The organism is Faecalispora sporosphaeroides DSM 1294, assembly GCA_000383295.1.
Classification (GTDB): domain Bacteria; phylum Bacillota; class Clostridia; order Oscillospirales; family Acutalibacteraceae; genus Faecalispora; species Faecalispora sporosphaeroides.
This window is the reverse complement of sequence record KB911069.1, coordinates 91,210-110,799: the sequence shown is the minus strand read 5'-3', so window position 1 is coordinate 110,799 and position 19,590 is coordinate 91,210. Positions and strand designations below refer to the sequence as shown.

The 19,590-nt window shown below is 54.3% G+C and carries 17 protein-coding genes; 5 read left to right on the top strand and 12 right to left on the bottom strand.

Annotated features, from left to right (window positions below; all coding sequences use genetic code 11):
• Positions 1-85: 85 nt before the first annotated feature.
• The 10 genes from G340_RS0108545 to G340_RS0108495 form a co-directional block, all read right to left on the bottom strand.
• The gene (locus G340_RS0108545; RefSeq protein ID WP_020073234.1) at positions 86-349 is read right to left on the bottom strand and encodes a DUF6870 family protein; all 264 of its coding nucleotides are present in this window, start codon (positions 347-349) and stop codon (positions 86-88) included.
• Between the two features lie 750 nt (positions 350-1,099).
• On the bottom strand, positions 1,100-1,399 hold the full coding sequence (locus G340_RS18465) for a hypothetical protein (RefSeq protein WP_020073233.1): 300 nt from the start codon (positions 1,397-1,399) through the stop codon (positions 1,100-1,102).
• Complete coding sequence (locus G340_RS0108535; protein WP_020073232.1) at positions 1,389-2,366, bottom strand: Gfo/Idh/MocA family protein; 978 nt, start codon at positions 2,364-2,366, stop codon at positions 1,389-1,391. The genes G340_RS18465 and G340_RS0108535 overlap by 11 nt, the downstream gene beginning before the upstream one ends.
• Positions 2,367-2,496: 130 nt before the next feature.
• Positions 2,497-3,315 (bottom strand): sugar phosphate isomerase/epimerase family protein, encoded by an 819-nt coding sequence (locus tag G340_RS0108525; RefSeq protein ID WP_326522371.1) that lies wholly within the window; start codon positions 3,313-3,315, stop codon positions 2,497-2,499.
• Between the two features lie 136 nt (positions 3,316-3,451).
• On the bottom strand, positions 3,452-4,366 hold the full coding sequence (locus tag G340_RS0108520; RefSeq protein WP_020073229.1) for a sugar phosphate isomerase/epimerase family protein: 915 nt from the start codon (positions 4,364-4,366) through the stop codon (positions 3,452-3,454).
• Positions 4,363-5,418, bottom strand: coding sequence for a Gfo/Idh/MocA family protein (locus G340_RS0108515; protein WP_020073228.1), 1,056 nt, complete (start codon positions 5,416-5,418; stop codon positions 4,363-4,365). Before G340_RS0108515 ends, G340_RS0108520 begins: the two co-directional genes overlap by 4 nt.
• Before the next feature lie 48 nt (positions 5,419-5,466).
• Positions 5,467-6,513, bottom strand: a complete 1,047-nt coding sequence (locus G340_RS0108510; protein WP_020073227.1) for an ABC transporter permease — start codon at positions 6,511-6,513, stop codon at positions 5,467-5,469.
• Positions 6,510-8,018, bottom strand: coding sequence for a sugar ABC transporter ATP-binding protein (locus G340_RS0108505; protein WP_020073226.1), 1,509 nt, complete (start codon positions 8,016-8,018; stop codon positions 6,510-6,512). The genes G340_RS0108510 and G340_RS0108505 overlap by 4 nt, the downstream gene beginning before the upstream one ends.
• Before the next feature lie 69 nt (positions 8,019-8,087).
• Positions 8,088-9,086, bottom strand: a complete 999-nt coding sequence (locus tag G340_RS0108500) for an ABC transporter substrate-binding protein (protein ID WP_020073225.1) — start codon at positions 9,084-9,086, stop codon at positions 8,088-8,090.
• Between the two features lie 24 nt (positions 9,087-9,110).
• Positions 9,111-10,118, bottom strand: coding sequence for a LacI family DNA-binding transcriptional regulator (locus G340_RS0108495; protein WP_020073224.1), 1,008 nt, complete (start codon positions 10,116-10,118; stop codon positions 9,111-9,113).
• A gap of 592 nt (positions 10,119-10,710) precedes the next feature.
• Here G340_RS0108495 and G340_RS0108490 point away from each other — a divergent pair.
• Positions 10,711-12,774 (top strand): HelD family protein, encoded by a 2,064-nt coding sequence (locus tag G340_RS0108490; RefSeq protein WP_020073223.1) that lies wholly within the window; start codon positions 10,711-10,713, stop codon positions 12,772-12,774.
• A 125-nt stretch (positions 12,775-12,899) separates the two neighbouring features.
• Here G340_RS0108490 and G340_RS0108485 read toward each other — a convergent pair whose 3' ends face one another.
• Complete coding sequence (locus G340_RS0108485) at positions 12,900-13,388, bottom strand: prolyl-tRNA synthetase associated domain-containing protein (RefSeq protein WP_020073222.1); 489 nt, start codon at positions 13,386-13,388, stop codon at positions 12,900-12,902.
• 223 nt (positions 13,389-13,611) lie between these two features.
• Positions 13,612-14,676 carry a calcium/proton exchanger gene (gene cax / locus G340_RS0108480; RefSeq protein WP_027103931.1) on the bottom strand — a complete coding sequence of 355 codons (1,065 nt, stop codon included), beginning with the start codon at positions 14,674-14,676 and terminating at the stop codon, positions 13,612-13,614.
• A gap of 303 nt (positions 14,677-14,979) precedes the next feature.
• On the opposite strand from cax, the gene G340_RS0108475 reads away from it, so the two are divergent.
• The 4 genes from G340_RS0108475 (at position 14,980) to G340_RS0108460 (ending at position 19,448) form a co-directional block, all read left to right on the top strand.
• A complete protein-coding gene (locus tag G340_RS0108475; RefSeq protein WP_027103930.1) occupies positions 14,980-15,243 on the top strand; it encodes a DUF6870 family protein in 264 nt (87 codons plus the stop codon).
• Positions 15,244-15,292: 49 nt separating this feature from the next.
• Positions 15,293-17,011, top strand: a complete 1,719-nt coding sequence (locus G340_RS0108470; protein WP_020073219.1) for a recombinase family protein — start codon at positions 15,293-15,295, stop codon at positions 17,009-17,011.
• Positions 16,983-17,492 carry a hypothetical protein gene (locus G340_RS0108465; protein WP_020073218.1) on the top strand — a complete coding sequence of 170 codons (510 nt, stop codon included), beginning with the start codon at positions 16,983-16,985 and terminating at the stop codon, positions 17,490-17,492. Before G340_RS0108470 ends, G340_RS0108465 begins: the two co-directional genes overlap by 29 nt.
• Positions 17,493-18,065: 573 nt before the next feature.
• Complete coding sequence (locus tag G340_RS0108460; protein ID WP_020073217.1) at positions 18,066-19,448, top strand: MATE family efflux transporter; 1,383 nt, start codon at positions 18,066-18,068, stop codon at positions 19,446-19,448.
• Positions 19,449-19,590 lie beyond the last annotated feature (142 nt).

Genomic DNA, 19,590 nt, shown 5'->3' with positions numbered 1-19,590 from the left:
GGCACCCATCTCAGGGAGCTTTCAGGCAAGACAACTGCTTTTCCGTACCTATGCGGCCGAGCTCCGCCCCAAAAGATCATCCATTTCACATCATCCTCAATAAGCTTTCCATTCTGTCCTCCAGCGTGGCGTCGGTATCGTTGAAGCTGATTTTGACAACCACCTTGCCGCACCGGTAGCAATATGGATTTTTTATTTGACGGATAAAATCTAATATCCGCTCTTCCCGGGGCAGCTTGGTATCGACCGTTATATCGTTTATGTCAACCAGCGTGTCCGGGTCGACCGTTTTCACATCCACCTGTTTGAATGCCGAAAAATCCACTTGGGAGAAATCAGAGTTTCCCACAGTCTTCCCTCCCATCCATACAAATGACGCTCCTATTGGGAGTATATGAAATCTGCCGATTGTCCTATTCAAAATATTCGTTGCCCTTCTTTGGCCGGGCGAAACAGCGCTCGCCTGAAAGCCGGTCAGTCACCGTCAGATCGGGCAGCGCCGCCAGTATCATTCCCGTACCGGCGCCCCGCGCGGCTGCGCAAAAGAGAGAACGCGCAGGCGTCTCTCCCCGCGGATGACCCGGCCGATCCATCGGCGGAGCTGATGAGTACACGCAATACAATCACTTCATTCCCATATTCCGGCACCGAGTTGAGAGCCGGGAGCGTCAGCCACGCCGCGTTGAGGGGGGATATATAGATCTTCTCTCGCCAGTGCTGTCATTGACGTAAGCAAAAAATCTTTGAAACAGCAGCGTTTCCTTACTTAGTCCTATTATAACAGAGTCACCCACCGGGCCCACCGGCGCAACGGGAGCCACCGGGGCACAGGGCCCCACCGGGCCGACCGGCGCCGACGGTCTGACCGGGCCTACCGGGCCCACCGGGCCCACCGGTGCCGATGGTCTGGCCGGGCCGACCGGGCCCACCGGGCCCACCGGTGCCGACGGTCTGGTCGGGCCTACCGGGCCCACCGGTCCCACCGGTGCCGACGGTCTGGTCGGGCCGACCGGGCCTACCGGGCCGACCGGGCCTACCGGGCCCACCGGTGCCGACGGTCTGGTCGGGCCTACCGGGCCCACTGGGCCGACCGGGCCAGTTATATTAAGTAAACCGCTGCTTTATGCAAAACGCCGCCTCTTAGGCGGCGCGTGTAGAAAAAAGGAACTGCTCCCGCTGGAAACAGAAAAAGCGGATCAGCCCCTAAAAGCGGTTGGCACAGCGCGGTAAGCCGTGCCGCAGTATAAAACAAAAAGCCGGGGCCGCCGATCCCTTTGGGATGGATGCCCCAGCTTTTTGCGGAGCTGTTTTGGGGGAGCTCCGATTTTTGATTGATTTGTTCCGCGAATGAACCTGCTATCATGCGCAGAAATATTCTGCCGCCTTCATCAAAGAGCATATGCCAGCATTTTTTCCAGAATCCCGGTCACGGCTGCCACCTGTTCGGGCCTTACCAGCGGAGATGGCTCATTTTGCTCCGCACAGCGGAGAAAATGCAGAAGCTCCGTTAAGTACCAGCCGGTGGGCGGCACGTTGATCCCCGTCGGGATTTTTATTTTTTCCTCCGTATCGAACACGCGGGGCTCGGCATCAAAGGGGTAAGCGATAACGCCGGCGCCGTCGTTTACGACGACGGCATTCTCGAAATAAACGCGCCAGCGCGCCGTAAACGGCAAATTGGCGTGGAACCACGCTGCTTCCGCGCAGACGTTCAGCTTCCCGAACCGGTACTGAAAGCGGTACTGCTCCGCAAAGCCGCGGCCCGTCCCCGCACAGCAGGTAAACGAGGATTCCTCTGGCTCGCCGAACAGGCTGACGATCAAATCCAGATCGTGCACATGCAAATCAAACGGGATCAGACCGCTTTTTTCCGCATTGAACAGCCAGCTGTTCTGCACCCAGCGCGGGCACGCGGAAAGGCGTTCAAAATAGCCGTCCAGCGCCGGCCCGTACTCGCCGCTCTGCACCAGACTGCGCAGAACTGCGGTTTCGTTGGTAAACTGCAGCACCTGTGCGACATAAAGCTGTACCCCCTTTCGCGCGGCGAGGGCAAACATCTCCTCCACGTCGTTTTTGTGCAGCGCAGCCGGCTTTTCCACAATGGTGTGCTTGCCGAGCTCCAAACTTTCCAGCACCTGCTGCTTGTGCAGAAACGTGGGCGTGCAGATGTCCACCAAATCGATTTCCTCACTGTGTACCATTTCGGTGATGGATTCGTACATTTTCAGGCCCCATGCCGCGGCGCGTTCCTGATCCTGCGGGGATTTGCCGACCAGGGCGGCCACCCGGCAGTGCGGAATATGCGCATAATTGCTGTAATGCACCGTTCCCATGCCCCCGGCGCCGACCATTCCGATTCGCATCATCTGTTTTGGCTCCTTTCCGACCCCTTATACTAATATTTTTGAACAAAAAAGTGAAAATCAGGCATTTCTTCCCCGCCTCCGGCAGGGGAAAAATATCCGCCGTGATCCTGTATCTTATTGGAGATACGCATTACAGCGAAAAACCGTGCGCGGTCAGGTACTCCGCAGACGCACGCATCGCTTCATCGACCGCCGCCAAATCCTTGGGGCCGTCCTGCGTGAACTCGATTTCCACGCTCAGCGGGCAGTTATTGCCTGCAAGATCAAGCTTTTCAAAAATCATCGGAAAATCCACATCACCTTTCCCGAGCGCGGGGAAGTTCCATTCCGTGCGTTCCCCGGCCTTATCCTTCACATGCATATACCCGATGCTGTCCATGCAATCCTCCAGATCCTGCGCAAGATCGACCCCGCCGTAAAAGATGGCGTTCGCCGTGTCGTAGTTGACACAAACGAGCGGGGACGCCACCGCGCCCGTCACTTCCTTCACGATTTTTCCGCTGCCGTGTTCCCCGTGAACCTCCAGCGCCAGCTTCATCGCGTGCTTTTCGAGCAGCGGCAGAAGGCCGCGGATGTTTTCCACCAGCTCCCGGTTGGAGGCGACCGCATTATCCTTCAGGTGCGCTTCGCCCACCGAGGAAACGATGTATTGGCAGCCGAAAAAGGCGGCCAGGCGGATATTCTCCACAAAGTCGGGAAGGCGCTGCGGATCCATCAAATTGCAGTGGCCGCTCATCGAAACTGGGGTCAGGCCCGCTTTTTGCAGCTCATCCTGCACCTTGCACAGCCGCGAAAAAGACATAGAGGGAAAAACATGCTCCGTCCAGCCCTTTGTCGCGGTCAGCTCAATATAATGGAAGCCCGCCTTTTGAATGCCCGCAATGGCTTCCTCCAGAGAAAATCCGTGGTAACAGTTGGAATTTGCGATGATAATACGCTGCAAAACCATCCCTCCCAAAACAGAATCCGGCAAGCCCCGGCTGTCATACTCATTTTCAATTAGATGTCGGATCATAGCGGTTATTTCTCTCCGCCTTCGGCGAGAGAGAAATAACCGGTTTTCACATTCCAGTCGAATGGTCATATCAAATGACGAATTGCTCCATGTACCGCTTTGAAATTTTCAGACTGTTCAGAACTCCCTCCCGGCTGCCTTCAAATGCTTTATCCTCAATCTCAATACAGGCGTACCCGTTATAGCCGATGTCGGTCAGGGCGGAGACATAGTTTCCCCAATCCACGTCGCCAAGGCCGGGGAGCTTTGGCACCATATATTCCAGCGGATACGCCATTGTGCCGACCTCACGCAGACGGTCGGGCAGCAACTTGATGTCTTTAAAATGGACATGAAAGATCCGGTTCTTAAATTCATACAGGGGCGCGATATAGTCCATCATCTGCCAGACAAAATGGCTGGGATCGTAGTTCAGCCCGAAATTCGGGCTGGGGATTATCTGGAACAGCTTGCGCCAGATCGCCGGTGTGCTGGCCAGATTCTGCCCGCCGGGCCACTGATCCGGCCCAAAGAGCATCGGGCAGTTTTCAATGGCGATGCAAACGCCGAGCGCTTCCGCCTCCTGTACAATCGGCGGCCAAATCTCCCGGAACAGCTCCAGATTTTCTTCCACGGTTTTGGTCTGGTCGCGCCCCACAAAGGTGGTGACCAGATTTACACCGAGGCGGTGACTGGCCGCAATCACCTGTTTCAGGTGCGCGATATTCGCGGCGCGCTTTTCCGGGTTGCCGTCCATGGTGTTCGGGTAATACGCCAGCGACGAAATCTCTACCCTGCGGGCCTTGCAGTAATCCAAAATTCGCCCGGCCTCTTTGTCGGTCAGGGCGCCGACATCGATATGGCTGACCCCGGCATAGCGCCGCTCGGCCTTTCCGCGGGGCCAGCAGGCGACCTCCACGCAGGAGAACCCAAGCCCCGCCGCGGTATCGATCATTTCTTCAAACGACATCTGGTCTAAAATAGCGCTGATAAACCCAAGCTTCATCCGTTTTCACTCTCCTTTTGGTCAACTGCGACCGTGCGCCCGGTCTGTGAGGATTCGATGCAGGCGAACACCGCGCGCATGGCGTTGAGCGCCGCCTCCCCGGAAAGATGGCCCGGGTCCTCCCCGCCGAGGCAGGCGGCAAACCGATCGATCACGCCGGAGCTGGTCTGGTTGTCGTTGGTCTGGATTTGATCCACCCGGTACAAAACGGTTTCTCCATTGGGCCTGATCAGCCGAACGGCATATTCGGGATCGTCATAAATGCGCAGGATTCCGTTTGTTCCGTAAAGGATGGTGGAATTATCCTCCGCCCCGTAATACGTCCAGCTGGCCGTCATCGTGCCGATGGCGCCGCCGCTGAGCCGGTAAATGCAGACGGCATTGTCGTCCACGCCGATGAGATTCCCCGAAGCGTCCGTTTTGTCCAGCGTGGCGAGCCGGGCGGTGACTTCCACCACCTTTCGGCCCGACAAAAACTGGATCAGGTCTGTTTTATGGATGCCGAGATCGGCCATCGCGCCCATGCTCGCGCGCTTCTTATCAAAAAACCATGTGCTGTTTCCGGCATCAACGCTCCAGGTTTCCGGCCCGCCGTGGCCAAAGGTGGTGCGGAAGGTGAGCAGCTTTCCGATCGCGCCCTCCTCCAGCAGCTGCTTTGCCAGAACGTGTGCCCGGGCCAGCTCCTGGTTGTGGCCGATCATCAGCAGCCTGCCGCTTTCACGCGCGGCGGCAACCATGGCTTCGCATTCTTCGAGCGTGGAGGCCATGGGCTTTTCACAAAGGACATGTTTGCCGGCGCGCAGAGCCGCAGCCGCAATCTCCGCATGGGTCGTGTTGACGGTGCAGACGCTGACCGCGTCGACGGCGGGGTCGCCCAGCATCTCCTGATAAGTGGCATACACCCTGCCCCCGTGCGCCTTTGCAAGCTCCTGCGCACGCTGTGTGTTAAGGTCGAAATACCCGGCGATTTCCGTTTCGGGATTGGCGAGATACTCCGGTATATGGCGTACCTGTGCGATTTTTCCGCATCCGATGATCCCAACTTTGTACACAAGTAAGTCCCCTTTCTTCCGTTCAGTTTATTCGGCAGCATGGTCCGCTCAGGAGGTAGATTCCTTTTTTTGCAGCAGGACGGCGCCGATGACAATAACGCCCTTGCACGCCTCCCGCAGAAACGGCGGAACGCCCATCAGGTTGAGCAGATTGTTCATTACGGAGATGATCAGCATGCCGAGCACGGTGCCCAGAATCGAGCCTCGCCCGCCGGCCATGCTGGTACCGCCGACGATCGCCGCCGCGATGGCGTCCATCTCGTAGCCGCTGCCCGCGTTCGCGTAATCCATGGAGCCGATGCGCGAAACCTGCAGCATAGCGGAAAGCGCGACCAGCATCCCCATCAGTGCGTAAACGCGGCGCTTGACGCGGTTGACGGGAATGCCCGAAAGCTTTGCCGCGCGCTCGTTCGAGCCAACCGCCACCACATACCGGCCAAAGGTGGTGCGCTGCGAGACAATGTGCAGCACGGCGGAGATCAGCAGCCAGTAAACGATCGGCATGAGCATCTGCCCGCCGATGCTCACATTCGCGATCTCCAGAAAGCCGCCGGGAACGGACGGGGAGCCGCCCTGCATATACTGCTGTGTTACACTGCGAAAAATCTTCATGGTGCCGAGTGTGACGATGAACGGCGGGATTTTACCGCTGGTGACCAGCACTCCGTTGAGCTCCCCGAACAGCCAGCCGGCCAAAACGCCGACCAGAATGGCAATCACGTACACCGCCGGGCCAGAAATCCCCATGGAGTACAGAAATCCCCTGGGGCCGGAGTCAATCAGCATCATCACGATGGCGCCGACCGCAACCAGAGAGGAGCCGACGGAAAGATCGATGCCGCCGGACACGATGACAAAGGTCATGCCGAGCGCGATAATGCCGACGCTGGCGTTATTGCGCAGAATATTGATCCAGTTGCGCAGCCAGGTGGAGAACCACGCGCCGAAAGAGTCGAATTCAAAGCCGAGCGCAAGCGTCTGCAGAACCACCATGACCAAAAGGGCGATGCCCGTACTGAACAGCGGGTATGTCGTCCACAGGCGGCGAAACCAGGGCAAGAATCCTTCCCGTTTGATTGCAGCCGTTTCCTTCATTCGTTTTCTCCCCCTATTTCTGCTGAAGTTCCTCCGGTGGCAAGGCGCATGATGTCGCGCTCGTTCATGGTATCGCCGCAAACCTCCCCGAGCACGCGGCCATGGTACATCACCAGTGCCCGATCACACAGCCGGATGATCTCCTGCACTTCGCTCGACAGAACCACAATGGCGACGCCCGCACCGGCAAGCTTTAAAATGATGTGATAGATTTCTTCCTTCGCGCCCACATCCACCCCCTGCGTGGGGTTGTCGAGCACCAGAATTTTCGGGTTTGCGTTCAGCCATTTCGCCAGCACCACTTTCTGCTGGTTGCCGCCCGAAAGGCTGGTGATGAGATCCGATTTTTTCCCCAGCTTAATGTGCAGCTGCTCGACCTGACGGTCGAAATCCAGATTTTGCCGCACGCGGTCAATCAGCCCGCGGTGCTGGTATTCCGGCAGCGTGACAATGGAGCCGTTCTCCAGTATGCTCATATCCCTGAGAATGCCGTTTTCCTTCCGGTTGCGGGGCACATAGCCGATCCCCAGCCGCCGGGACTGCATGGCGCTGCTGATATGTACCGGTTCCCCTTCCACATAAATCTGCCCTTCGTAATTCCCCCGGACTCCGAAAATCGTCTGAAACAGCTCGCTACGCCCATCCCCCAAAAGCCCGGTGACACCCAGCACCTCCCCGGCGTGCACCGCGAAGGAAACGCCGCGGAAGGCGGTTTCGTCGGAAAGGTTTTCCACGCGCAGAATCTCGCGTTCCCTCTCGTAATCGCGCCGTGCCGATTCAATGTGGAGCTCGTGCCCCACCATGTGATGCGCAAGGTCGTGGGTGGAGGTTTCCGAAATCAGGCCGTCCTTCACCATCACGCCGTCGCGCAGCACGGTAAAGCGGTCGCAGATGGTCATGACCTCCCCCAGCTTGTGAGAAATAAACACAATGCCGACTCCGTGCTGTTTCAGCGTGCGCATCATATCGAACACCCGCTCCACCTCCGAGTCGGTGAGGGACACGGTGGGTTCATCCATGATGATGATGGAGGCGTTCCTCATCAGCGCCCGAAAGATTTCTACAATCTGCTTATACGAGGCGTCCAGATCCCTCACCATGGTCATGGGGTTGAGATGAAAATCCATTTTATCAAATATCTCCTGTGTCTGCCGCCGCATTGCGTCCGCATCCAGAAGGCCGTTTTTCTTTTTGAGTTCTCTGCCGATGAACATATTTTCGTAAATGGTAAGATCGTTGATCAGGTTGAGCTCCTGATGGATAAAGGCGATGCCTGCCGAGAGCGATTCCGCCGGGTTCCGAAACGATACCGGATTCCCGTCCAGCAGCATTCTGCCGGAATCGGGCTGCAGCACCCCGCCCAGAAGGTTCATCAGTGTGGATTTTCCGGCGCCGTTTTCGCCGATCAGCGCGCGGATTTCTCCACCTCTTACGGAAAAATCAACATTCTTTAACACGCGCACAACGCCGAAGGATTTACAGATGTCCTGCATTTCGAGTGTCATTCCATCACTCCGTTTCTTTTTCAGAAGAGGCTATGGCGCAGCCATAGCCTCTTTTCCCGCTGCTGAAAATCAATAGGGAGATTTGTCGTCCTTAAACTTTGCACAGTTGGTGCGATCCACAATCGTGGTGGGAATAATCTTGACCTTTTCTTCGGTTTTGCCGTCGAGCACGTTCACCGCTACGTCCACGGCGTCGCGCACCATGGCGGGGCTGTACAGCGCGGACTCAATCCAGATGTTCTCATTCTGCGGCATCATGTTGAAGTATTCCTGCGCTCCGCCGCCGCCGGTAATCACCTTAATGTCGGTGCGGCCCGCCTCTTTGATGGCCTGCAACGCGCCGATGGAGGTTTCGTCATCCATGGAATAAACGGCGTCGATCTTCGGGTTCTTGGTCAGAATATCCGCAAAGTCCTTCAGGCCGTCTTCGCGAGTGAACTTGGTGGCGTAGGTAGACAGCTTGAGCTCGGGAGCCAGCTTCGCGACGGTTTCGGTAAAGCCCTTCTTGCGCAGCTCCGCCACAGAGCCGGAGGTGGGAACGTCGAGAATTACGACATTGCCGGTCTTGCCGATCTTATCCACAATATACTTGGCGCCCTCCACGCCCATGCCCTCATTGTCGCCGGAGACGCGATACACGCCGTCCACATTGATGGCGATGTCGAAGTTCACAACGGTAATGCCCGCATCAACCGCTTTCTTGATGGGCACCTCCATGCCCTCCCACTGTGGGAACGCGACGACGGCCTTTGCACCCCACGTCATCAAATCGTCCAGCTGAGAAGTCATTTCATCCGCGTTGTTGCTGGTGTACAGCTTGTAGTCCACTTTGTCCGCCAGCTCCTTGCAGCGGGCCTCCGCATGGTAGGCCACTGCCGCAACCCAGCCGTGGGTGACCGCCGGGGCCAGAATGCCGACCTTGTACTTCTCCGCCTCAGTCGAAGCGGGTGCCGCAGACCCCGACGCCGCACCGGACGCGGGCGCGGAACTTGTGGCGGTGCTTCCACCGCAGGCGGCCAAAGACAGGGACATGGCTGCCGCCAGAACAAATGCCAGTAGTTTTTTCATGATGCTCCTCCTTTAGTTTGCGATTTATGAATTTTTCGGCAATCCTGCCGATGAATCGCGCAGAACAATTTTGTGCTCCAAAAACACGGAGCGCGGAGGAAGCCCGCCCAGCTGCTCGAGCAGCAGCTCGCAGGAGGTTTTGCCAAGCTGATAGCAGGGCTGGCTTACGGTGGTCAGCATAGGGAGGAACATGGTGGCGTATTCCACATCGTCGAACCCCGCCACCGAAAGATCCTCCGGCACGCGCAGGCCCATTTCCTTTGCCGCGCGGAGCGCACCGAGCGCGAGAACGTCTGAAATACAGAACAGAGCGGTCGGCCGCTCCGGCAGAGAGAGCAGGGTACGCGCCGCCTGCACGCCCGAGGAAAAGTTGTAGTCGCCCGCCGCGGTAGTGACGTATCGCGGCTCTACGGCGACCCCGTTTTCGGAAAGCGCCTTTTCGTAGCCCATGCGCCTCTGCTGCGTGGAAATAAACGAATTGGCCGCGCCGATCAATCCGATTTTCCGGTGCCCGACAGCGCATAGAAAATGAGTCATATCGTAGGCCGCCTTAAAATTGTCGATGGAAACATGCCCCACGCTTTCGTCGCTGCAGTATTCGCAGCACTGTACAATGGGGAAGCCCTTTGCGAGCTCCGAGACCTCCCTGTCGTCCTTTCTGACATCCATGAGGATGACGCCGTCGGCGTTGCCGTTATGTAAAAGCTCAAAATAGCTGTTGGTATGAATCTGGATTCCGTCCGTGATGCACAGCATGGTCTGGTACCGATTGTGCCGCGCGATATCTTCAATCCCGTGTACGATGGGCGAATAATAAGGGTTTGTGATATTCGGCACGAGGATCAGCAGGATTCTGCTCTGCCCCTTGCGCAGACTGCGCCCCCACGCGTTGGGGTGATAATTCAGCTTTGCGATGGCCGCCAGCACCTTCTGCCTGGTGACCGCGCTTACCCTTCCGTTGCGGTTGATGACCCGCGACACCGTGGCAACAGAAACGCCCGATTCCTGTGCTACCTCTTCGATCGTGCTCAAGTAAACTTCCCCTTTTCCCACCCGGATGGATGCGCTTCTTTTACTTTCTATACCTTATATATGTAATCGATTACACAAAATTGCCAGAACCGCTCTTTGCTTTTTTAGAATTTGCTAATTTAGATATAACAGATTTCACAAAAATTGTCAATAAATTATAATATTTTTATTTTATAATTTCCGATGAGTCGCTTTTCCTTCTGAACTATTCTGAATTTGCTCATTTTTGTGTAATGGTTTACACATAAATACGGTTTATGATTCTCTCCCTTCAAGTGCAAAACCGCTTCTGCCGAACATGTGACCGGCCGCCCATGAATCTTTGGCGGCATAAGCAGCCATTCTATTCCAAGGCCGATTTCTGGCATTTCGGAAGAAAACCCGGCGGCGGTGCGTGGATGCCTGAATATTCAATAATTGAGATCGGTCCAATTAAGACTCCATTGAAAATGGCAAAAACAGAAAATTTTAAATCTTTTGAGGGTCGGCCGTTCAGATACAAAATCATGCCAAAATAAAAAGTCTGGTATTTTTTTTATTTTCCCCTATACTGAATAGTATGAGTTCAAGAAAAAAAATCAGGGAGACCAATATGTTACACCAAACTGAAAGCGATGAAAGAACATATTTGAGCGTGGTTCAGGGGAAGCTGCGGGCGGAACTGGAACAAATCAATCAAAAAATTGACGACTACTCCAAAGAGATACTGGAAACCAAACGGTATATCTACGAAAATCTGGCCCAGCTTGATTCTGCGGAAAAAGCGGCGAACAGAACGGCCGTTTACGACAGCGTCACCTTTGGGGAGAAGGCCGTAAGAGAAAGAGAAAAGCTCGAAAAGCTCATTCAATCCCCCTATTTCGGGAGAATCGATTTCGTCCGGGCAGACGAAGAACAGGGAAATGCGTTCTATATCGGAGTGCACGCCTTTGCCGATCCTGCCACCTTGCGCAGCGTCATTTTCGACTGGCGCGCGCCTGTCTCCAGCATGTTTTATGATTTTGAAACCGGCCCGGCCTTTTACACGGCTCCCGCCGGAAAAATCGACGGAGTGATGACGTTAAAGCGGCAATACAGAATCCGACGCACTCAAATGGAGTATATGATCGAAAGCTCCCTGAATATCGGCGACGAGATTCTGCAAAAGGAGCTGAGCCGCAATTCCGACGACAAGATGAAAAATATTGTGGCCACCATTCAACGGGAGCAAAACGCCATCATTCGCAACGAGGCCGCAAAAGTGCTGATCATACAGGGCGCGGCGGGCTCGGGAAAAACCTCCATAGCGCTGCATCGGGTCGCGTTTTTGCTGTATCGTTTCAAAGACACACTGACGTCGAAAAACATTCTCATCATTTCCCCCAACAAGGTATTCGGAAACTACATCTCGAATGTTCTGCCGGAGCTTGGAGAGGAAAACATGTCGGAAATCGGCTTTGACGATATCGCAACGGACATGCTTGGTAAAAAGTATCGGTACCAGACTTTTTCGGAGCAGGTAGAAAGCCTATTGGCCGACGGAGACGCCGAAACCATAGCCAGAATCCAGTTTAAGGCGACAAATCTCTTTGTGGAGCAGCTGCAATCGTATTTGGAATCCGCCGATAAAACCGGTTTTGTGCCAACCGATCTTTCATTCGGGAATTTTTTCGTTTCCAGAGGAAAACTGCTTTTGCATTACCGCGCTTTGAAAAAGCTGCCGATCAGACCGCGGCTGCGCAAAATGGCGGACGACCTGATCGAAAGGCACAAAAGAGATACCAACCAAAAGATGGACGCCGCGGTGATCCGCCAAATCAGAAGCGGCATTCAAAAAATGTTTCAATTCAGCGACGTACTGGCGCTGTACCGGAATTTTTACCGCTCCATCGGTCAGGAGAACTTGTTCCGCCTGATCGGCAAAAACGAATTTGAATTCTGCGACGTGTATCCCTTTCTGTATACCAAGCTCTATTTTGAAGGAGAGGAGCAGGAATACAAGAGCATCAAGCACCTGCTGGTGGATGAAATGCAGGATTATACGCCGATTCAATACGCGGTTCTGGCAAAGCTGTTTTCGTGTAAGATGACCATTTTAGGCGACAGCTACCAAAGCGTGAACCCTTACAGCTCCTCCTCCGCAGAAAAAATCCGGCCGTACTTTTCGGGGTGCGACTGTATGGAGCTGCACAGAAGCTACCGCTCTACCATCGAAATCACCAGATTTGCCCAGAAGATTTTAGAAAACAAAAAGCTGATCCCCATTGAGCGGCACGGTGCCGCACCCAGCATCACGGAATACCGGACCCAAAGCGAGCAGCTGGACGCGATTCGTGCTTTGACAGAGCGGTTCAGGCAGTCCGAACACGCCTCGTTGGGGATTCTGTGCAAATCGCAGCGGCAGGCACAGCTGCTGTTTGAGCAGCTGCACACCGAGGGGGACTCGATGGTCTTGCTGGATTTCGGCAGCAGCGAATTTCAGAACGGCATCGTCGTTACCTCCGTGCACATGTCCAAGGGGCTCGAGTTTGATCAGGTGATCGTCCCCGACAACTCCGACGAGCTGTATCACACGCCGTTGGATCGAAGCCTTTTGTACATTGCCTGCACAAGAGCCATGCACCAACTGGATTTAACCTGCTGCGGCAGAAAAACAGAGTTTTTGCAAGGCTGCTAAGCCCGGCTTTGCTCCCGATGTGATTCCAACAGCAAGCTGCCGTACCCTTTGAAACGGGCTGAAAATTCGTTCGCCCCGTGCGCCTCCGTGTCACATCCGCCGGGTTCCATGGAACAAATCGGCTGTTACTCAAAGTCGCATTTCACAATGGGATTTCCGTGATTCTGTATTAGTTTCTCGACATCCTCAAAGGCCATAAAAATGGTTGCGGTGTTTTCCATGGGGTGAATGCCGATCTGCCGGTTCTGCAGGCTTCGATCAAATATCACAATCACATTTTTCTCCGCGTTATTCAACACCCCGAGCGGGGTGACATGTCCTTTTTCCAGCATCAGCAGTTCCCGGAGCGACTCCTCGCTGGCAAAGGTCAGCTTGCGGCTGGCGATTTGTTCACGCAGGCTTCTCAAATTGACGGTTTTATGGCCCGGCACGGTAACGAGATAATAATGCTGCTTTTTATCGTCACGCAGAAAAAGATTTTTTGCGACCCGCTCGCTGTGCGGCAGGTTCAGGGCGTCCATTTCTTCAATGCTATAAACGGCGGGATGCTCAAAGGCCTCATAAGCCATTCCGTATTGATCGAGTAGATCGTATAACCCTTTTTTATCCAACATTTTTCCTTCCTCTCCCATCGGTTGATATCGTCTTATAATGTTATTATACAACAAATCGCCGCCTTTCCAAACCGCTTTTTGCCGCCGGAACGGGCAGGTGAGGACGCAATTGCAGTAAGGCCCCTGATCCGCACAGCTCTGCGGATCAGGGGCCCGTTTTGTTATTGGAACAGCACCCGGCCGCAGAACGGGAGCGGAGAGGGCGAACGGCTCCTTGCTGCGTTTAGGTACCGAACACCAGAAAGGCCCCGGCCAGAACAATATAAGCCACCATGAGCTCCGCGCCCTCCAGCCAGTTAACCTTGTGATCCATAAACACCGTGGCGGTGAGAATGACGCTGATCACAATCCCGAGCAGTTCCATCGAGGTATAGACATATTCCATCGTATTCCCAAGGATCGCGCTCCAGATGACCATGAGCGGCGTGACGAACAGCGCAATCTGCATGCTGGAACCGACCGCGATCTCGATACTGATATTGATTTTTCCCTTGATTGCCATAAGACACGCGGAAGCATGCTCCGCCACATTCCCCAGAATGGGGATCAGGATGATGCCGATGAACGCTTCCCCCAAACCGAACTGCTTTGCGGCGCCCTGCACGGTGCTGACCAGAATTTCACTCATCACCGCCACGGCTACCGCCGCCGCCGCCATAATGACGACGCCCTTTCGCAAGGACCATTCCGGTTTTTCCTCTTCCTCACCGTCGTCGGCATCCTCCAGAAAGATATCCCTGTGCGTAATCAAGGAGAAAATCAGCCCCAGTATGTACAGCACAAGCATTACAATTGCCAGCGCAAGGCTGAATTTCTTTACCGCGTCGGGGTCCTCCCCGCCTCTGCTCCCGAATTTGAAGAAAAACGGGACAACGATGCTGAAAAGCGCAAAGCCGAGCAGGTCAAAATTGTTTTTGACAATGTTCTTGCTGACGGGCATGATTTTATATTTTAACCCCCCCACAAAAATACTCATTCCCATCACAAGCAGAATGTTGCCGAGCATGGACCCCGCCAGGCTTGTGAGCACCAGCGAAAACATTCCCGCCTTGACGGCGAACCCGCAGATCAGGATTTCCGGCACGTTCCCCATGGTGGCGTTCAGAAAGCCGCCGACCTTTGGGCCGGTGTACAGGCTGATCTGTTCGGTCGCGTCCCCCAGCACGGCGGCCAGAGGAATGATGCTGACGCAGCAGAGGCAGAATACGATTCCATCGCTTAAATGAAATCCAAGCCTTGCGACAAGAGTGATCGGGATAAAAACCAGCAGCCAATACAAATACTTCATCGTCATTCTCCTTTTTGGGCGGTCGGGCGGCCCTGTTTGAACGCGCAGATTCGGCAAAATACTTTTCCGATCGGGAATACGGGCGGCCCGCGCCAAACTGATCAAACACTTTATTTTATACAGATTTTTTGATTTTGTTACGGAAATATCCGCCGGCAGATGGAGCGGCACGCTTGCCCGCACCCGCGGCCAAAAGCTTGAACGCGGCTCCGGCGCGGGCTCGGCCTTTCCCACCTTTTCATAGGACAATCCGAAAGGAGCATACAGATAATCATGCCCGCATCAAGGGAGGGAAGCATGATTATGACGACGTTAGAGCAGTTAAACGCCATGCAAGGCGCAGATATTCGAGCAGCCGACAAGAATACGCTTGCGGACGTGCGGGGATTCCGGTTCGACAACAGCCTTTCCAGGCGGGAGCGTATAGAGCTTGTGATAGAAAGAACAAAAAATCCATACTGCTTTCGATATGGCGAGTTGGGCGTTCAGGTGGAGTTTGCCGATAACGGCCCGGCGCTTTGCGAGCTGCTGACGAACTTTCTGCTTCGCAAGAAAAACGGCCTGTAGCCTCCTTTTCAATTAGCGACGGCATAAAAGCTGCGGGAAAGGAGGAGCTATGGCAAGGCCGAAAGCCCGGTATGAGATCACGCCGAAAACAGGCAAAAGCAAAACCTGGTATGTCGGGTTTTACATCCGGCTGTCCCGTGAGGACTCCCGGGGAAACGACGAATCCGAAAGCGTTCAGAATCAGCGGCTTATTTTGACGGACTGGCTTCGGAATCAATTCGACGACGACCAGTACGTGTTGGTAGATGAATTCATCGACGACGGAGTCAGCGGCACCACCGATGAGGAGCGCCCGGATTTTCAAAGACTGCTCCGATTCATCGAGGCCGGGAAGATCAATTGTGTCGTGGTCAAAAATCTGGCCCGCAGCTTCAGGAACCACGCCGACCAGGGCTATTATCTGGAAGATTGGTTCGTCACCCGTCAGGTGCGGTTCGTCTCTCTCTACCAGCAGCCGATCGACACGTACAAAGACCCCTGCGGCGCAACGAATATCGGTGTTCCCGTACAGGGGGTTCTGAACGAAAGCCACGCAAAGGATACGTCTGAAAACGTGCGCAGGGTCTTTGACAAAAAACGGGAAAAGGGGCTGCACATCGGTTCCTTTGCCGCCTACGGGTACAAGAAGAACCCGGAGGATAAAAACGCGCTGGTGGTTGACGAAGAGGCCGCCGCGGTTGTGCGGGACATCTTTGCGTGGTTTCTGGACGGGATGAGCAAAAATGCCATTGTGCAGACGTTGAACGTGCGCGGCGTATTGTGCCCCTCCCTGTACAAGCGGAGCAAGGGCCTGAAATACAAAAATCCCAACGCCGAAAACAAGCCGCTGTGGAACGCAAAAACCGTCACACAAATGCTGAAAAACCGCCTTTATGTCGGCGACATGGTACAGGGCCGCTACCGGGTACGGAGCTATAAAATCCATATTCAGGACGCTGTTCCCGAAGACGAATGGTTTATCGTTGAAAACACCCACGAGCCCATCATCGGCCGGGAAGCGTTTGCTCAGGTGCAGGAACTGTTAAAGCGCGATACACGAGCTGCCCCCGGGGAAAAGAAGCTTTATCTGTTCAGCGGCTTTCTGCGCTGCGCGGATTGCGGCAAATCCATGTGCAGAAGCGAGGTCAAGGGCAATGTCTACTACTTTTGCCGCACTTACAAGGAGCAGTCCAAGGCTGCCTGCACCAAGCACTCCATTAGGCACAGCCTGCTGGAAGCGGCGGTTTTGCACGTGATTCGGCAGCAGGTATATATGGCCGACGCCAACGCACAGGTTCTGGCCCGCGTAGACGGAGCCCCACCGAAAAAAAGCCCGACAAACAAACTGGACGGCCTGATCGCCGCAAGGGAAAAGGAGCTTGCCAAAGTGACGCGCTACAAGCAGTCGCTTTATCAGGACTGGAAGGATGGAAACCTCACGCAGGGGGACTACCAACAGATGTACGAAGCCTATGGGCGGCAAACCGAGCGCATCAGCGCCGCTGTTGAAAATCTGACGGCGGAACGGGCGGCGCTCGAAAAGAACCCCCACACAGAAAATCCCACCTTGACGGCTTATAGGAAATCCGAAAATTTCAGTGAGCTGACAAGGGATCTTTTGATTGAACTGGTTGACCATATTCTGGTGTTTGAAAACGGCAGTATCCGCATCAAGCTGAGGCACGGCGACGAGATACGCCGGACGGAGGAATTCATAGAAAAAAGCTGTCGCTCGGAGGCAAGTGAACCAACCCCCGCTAATGAAAAAAAGCAATGGTTTTCTGAATAAGAACGGCCCGACCGGGCCGACCGGACCAACCGGGCCCACAGGGGCCGACGCAGTAGCCGTTCTGGACGGCCTGCAGGTTCAGCTTCAGGGGAGCAGCGGCGGAACTATCGCCGATAGTGCTAACGTGGTGTTTGATACTCCGATCAATGCGGTGTCCACAAATATCACCTATGATACCGGAACCGGAATCTTCTCGATTTTGCAGCCGGGCAATTATTTTATTTCATGGTGGGTAAATACCGATGGTGCCGAAGTGGCACTTACCGTAAACTTTGGCATTCGGGTATTGAGCGGCAGTATTGTCCCATCTGTTCTTGCTTCTTCCCCGTCCCCGCAAACCACTGTGCATCTGAACGGAAGTGCTTTGCTGACCGTTACCACAGTTCCAACCACATTTTCTCTGTTTAACAACAGCGCCGCTACGGCTTTTTACGGCACCACAGCGATTCAGGCAAATCTGGCCGTCATTGGTCTCACGTAATCCGCGCGAAGACGTGTGATTCACGTTAAAAATGATTGCCGAGACGGAAAAATAAGAGAACAGGACGCCTCCGAAATTTTTTTCGGAGGCGTCACCTTTTACTTTCTCATCAATCCCTCTTTATGGAGTACCTCTCATACAAGCGTAAAACACAGCCTCATCCGCACGCCGGGCATTGTTGACTATTTTTGGAGTCGATGCTATAATCGAGGAGAATATGGGTAATGTATTCGACGCCTGAGGGAACTCGAAGCGCCAAGCCGGTCTTTTTCGGTGTTCGTGGAAAACGCGGACCATTGCTCCTGAATTTTTGTTGCTTATTTTATCTTGTACAGAAACGCTTTGCGCTTTTCTTCTGTTATTCATTCTTCATATTGAACTCAGATTCATTTAAGATTTGAGAGTGTCATCGGAGGGCTTTTGGCGAAAACAAGGCCAGATAAGATGTCGGGGAATTCCCGGTATTTTGTCTGGCTTTTTTCTGCGGCAGGCGGAGGGACGGCAAAGCTTACATCCTTATGGAACCGGCTTATTGTTTGACATCAGACTTATTTTGGGAAGGCAAGGGTCAATATGGGTACTCAAAACACAGATCTAAAACCAATCAACAAACAGTTTGTCAAATACGTCATTCCCGCCGTGATCGGTATGGTCGTTCAGGCACTTTACACTGTGCTGGATGGGATCATTGTCGGGCAGGGTATTGGGGAAATCGCACTTGCCGCGATCAATATTGTCTTTCCATTCGGCATGATCGTCATCGCTCTGGCGATGCTGATTGCGGTGGGCGGCGCCAATGTGTACTCTTTTTACAAAGGACAGGGCGATTTGGCCAAGGCAAACAATATTTTCTGCCAGTGCATGACGCTTGCCTTTGCCGTCGGCATCATGACGGCTCTTCCGGGGTTCTTTCTGCGGGAGCAGCTGGTTGTGCTCGCGGGAGCCAACGAGGCGCTGCTGCCCTCCACAGAGGCCTATATGAAATGGATGTCGGCGTTTTTCCTGTTTCAAATGATCGTGTGCACGCTTTCTGTTTTTGTGCGCAATGACAACGCACCCAGACTCGTGATGGCGGCGACTTCCACCGGCGCCATCATCAACGCCGTTCTCGATGTCATATATATCCTTGTCCTTCACTATGGGGTCGAGGCGGCCGCCATCACAAACGGCATCGGAATGCTGGTGGAGCTTTCCTTTTATGTGGCCCACTTTGCCGGTAAAAAGGGCTCGCTTCGGATCCGAAAGCCGATCTTTCACTTTTCGGATATCAAACGAATTGTAAGCAACGGCTTTGCCACCTTTCTGATCGAGTTCAGCCTGCCGGCCGTCACGTTCTCATTTAACCTTGCGATCATTTATGTTGTGGGCACGCTCGGCGTGACAGCGTATTCCATTGTCGGCTACGTCTGCGCGATCATCAATATGATTTTAATCGGCGTTACGCAAGGCGCGCAGCCGCTGATGAGCCTTTACCACGGCCAGGGAAACAAACGGGCTTTTACGCATATCTACCGCCTTGGGCTGCGCACCAATTTCCTCACCCCGGTCATATTGGTCTCCCTCTGCCTTCTGTTCAGCAGTGGAATTGTTTCTCTGTTCCGCGCGGGGAATCCTGAACTGACCGCGCTGACCGGCCACATGCTCCGCTTTTATCCGTTGGCGTATATCCCCATTGGAATCACAATGATGAACATCCTGTTCTTTCAAACAACGGAGCAGAACGCCTTTTCTTCCGTAATCTCTCTGCTGCGGTGCATGGGCTTTATACAGATTTTTCTGGTTGTGTCCGTCTTTCTGTTTGCGGGAAGGGGCCTTTATCTCGCTTTCTTTCTCGGCGAACTATGCCACCTGACCATTTCGCAGATATTGGTACAGCGGGCGAAACGATTGGAGAACGCCGCCCTGCAAACAGGCGATACCGCCGCCGACGAAATCGCCGAAAGCCGAATTTCATGAAAGCTCGATTCAAAATCAAAACCGCGCGTTCAACGTATGGTACCGGCGCGCGCCTTACGATGCATTAAAGGCTCAGTCGCAACACCGGCCCTGCGGCCGCTAAAGCCGCAAAGCAAAAGCCACGGCAACCCTATTGTGGGCG

What these genes read in the sequence shown, in the direction of transcription:
- G340_RS0108485 (WP_020073222.1), bottom strand. Translation starts at nt 13,388, where the DNA reads ATGTTGGATAAAAAAGGGTTATACGATCTACTCGATCAATACGGAATG.
- G340_RS0108525 (WP_326522371.1), bottom strand. Translation starts at nt 3,315, where the DNA reads ATGGTTTTGCAGCGTATTATCATCGCAAATTCCAACTGTTACCACGGA.
- G340_RS0108490 (WP_020073223.1), top strand. Translation starts at nt 10,711, where the DNA reads ATGTTACACCAAACTGAAAGCGATGAAAGAACATATTTGAGCGTGGTT.
- G340_RS0108505 (WP_020073226.1), bottom strand. Translation starts at nt 8,018, where the DNA reads ATGACACTCGAAATGCAGGACATCTGTAAATCCTTCGGCGTTGTGCGC.
- G340_RS0108475 (WP_027103930.1), top strand. Translation starts at nt 14,980, where the DNA reads ATGACGACGTTAGAGCAGTTAAACGCCATGCAAGGCGCAGATATTCGA.
- G340_RS0108510 (WP_020073227.1), bottom strand. Translation starts at nt 6,513, where the DNA reads ATGAAGGAAACGGCTGCAATCAAACGGGAAGGATTCTTGCCCTGGTTT.
- G340_RS0108520 (WP_020073229.1), bottom strand. Translation starts at nt 4,366, where the DNA reads ATGAAGCTTGGGTTTATCAGCGCTATTTTAGACCAGATGTCGTTTGAA.
- G340_RS0108470 (WP_020073219.1), top strand. Translation starts at nt 15,293, where the DNA reads ATGGCAAGGCCGAAAGCCCGGTATGAGATCACGCCGAAAACAGGCAAA.
- G340_RS0108500 (WP_020073225.1), bottom strand. Translation starts at nt 9,086, where the DNA reads ATGAAAAAACTACTGGCATTTGTTCTGGCGGCAGCCATGTCCCTGTCT.
- G340_RS0108535 (WP_020073232.1), bottom strand. Translation starts at nt 2,366, where the DNA reads ATGATGCGAATCGGAATGGTCGGCGCCGGGGGCATGGGAACGGTGCAT.
- G340_RS0108465 (WP_020073218.1), top strand. Translation starts at nt 16,983, where the DNA reads ATGAAAAAAAGCAATGGTTTTCTGAATAAGAACGGCCCGACCGGGCCG.
- cax (WP_027103931.1), bottom strand. Translation starts at nt 14,676, where the DNA reads ATGAAGTATTTGTATTGGCTGCTGGTTTTTATCCCGATCACTCTTGTC.
- G340_RS18465 (WP_020073233.1), bottom strand. Translation starts at nt 1,399, where the DNA reads ATGCTCTTTGATGAAGGCGGCAGAATATTTCTGCGCATGATAGCAGGT.
- G340_RS0108460 (WP_020073217.1), top strand. Translation starts at nt 18,066, where the DNA reads ATGGGTACTCAAAACACAGATCTAAAACCAATCAACAAACAGTTTGTC.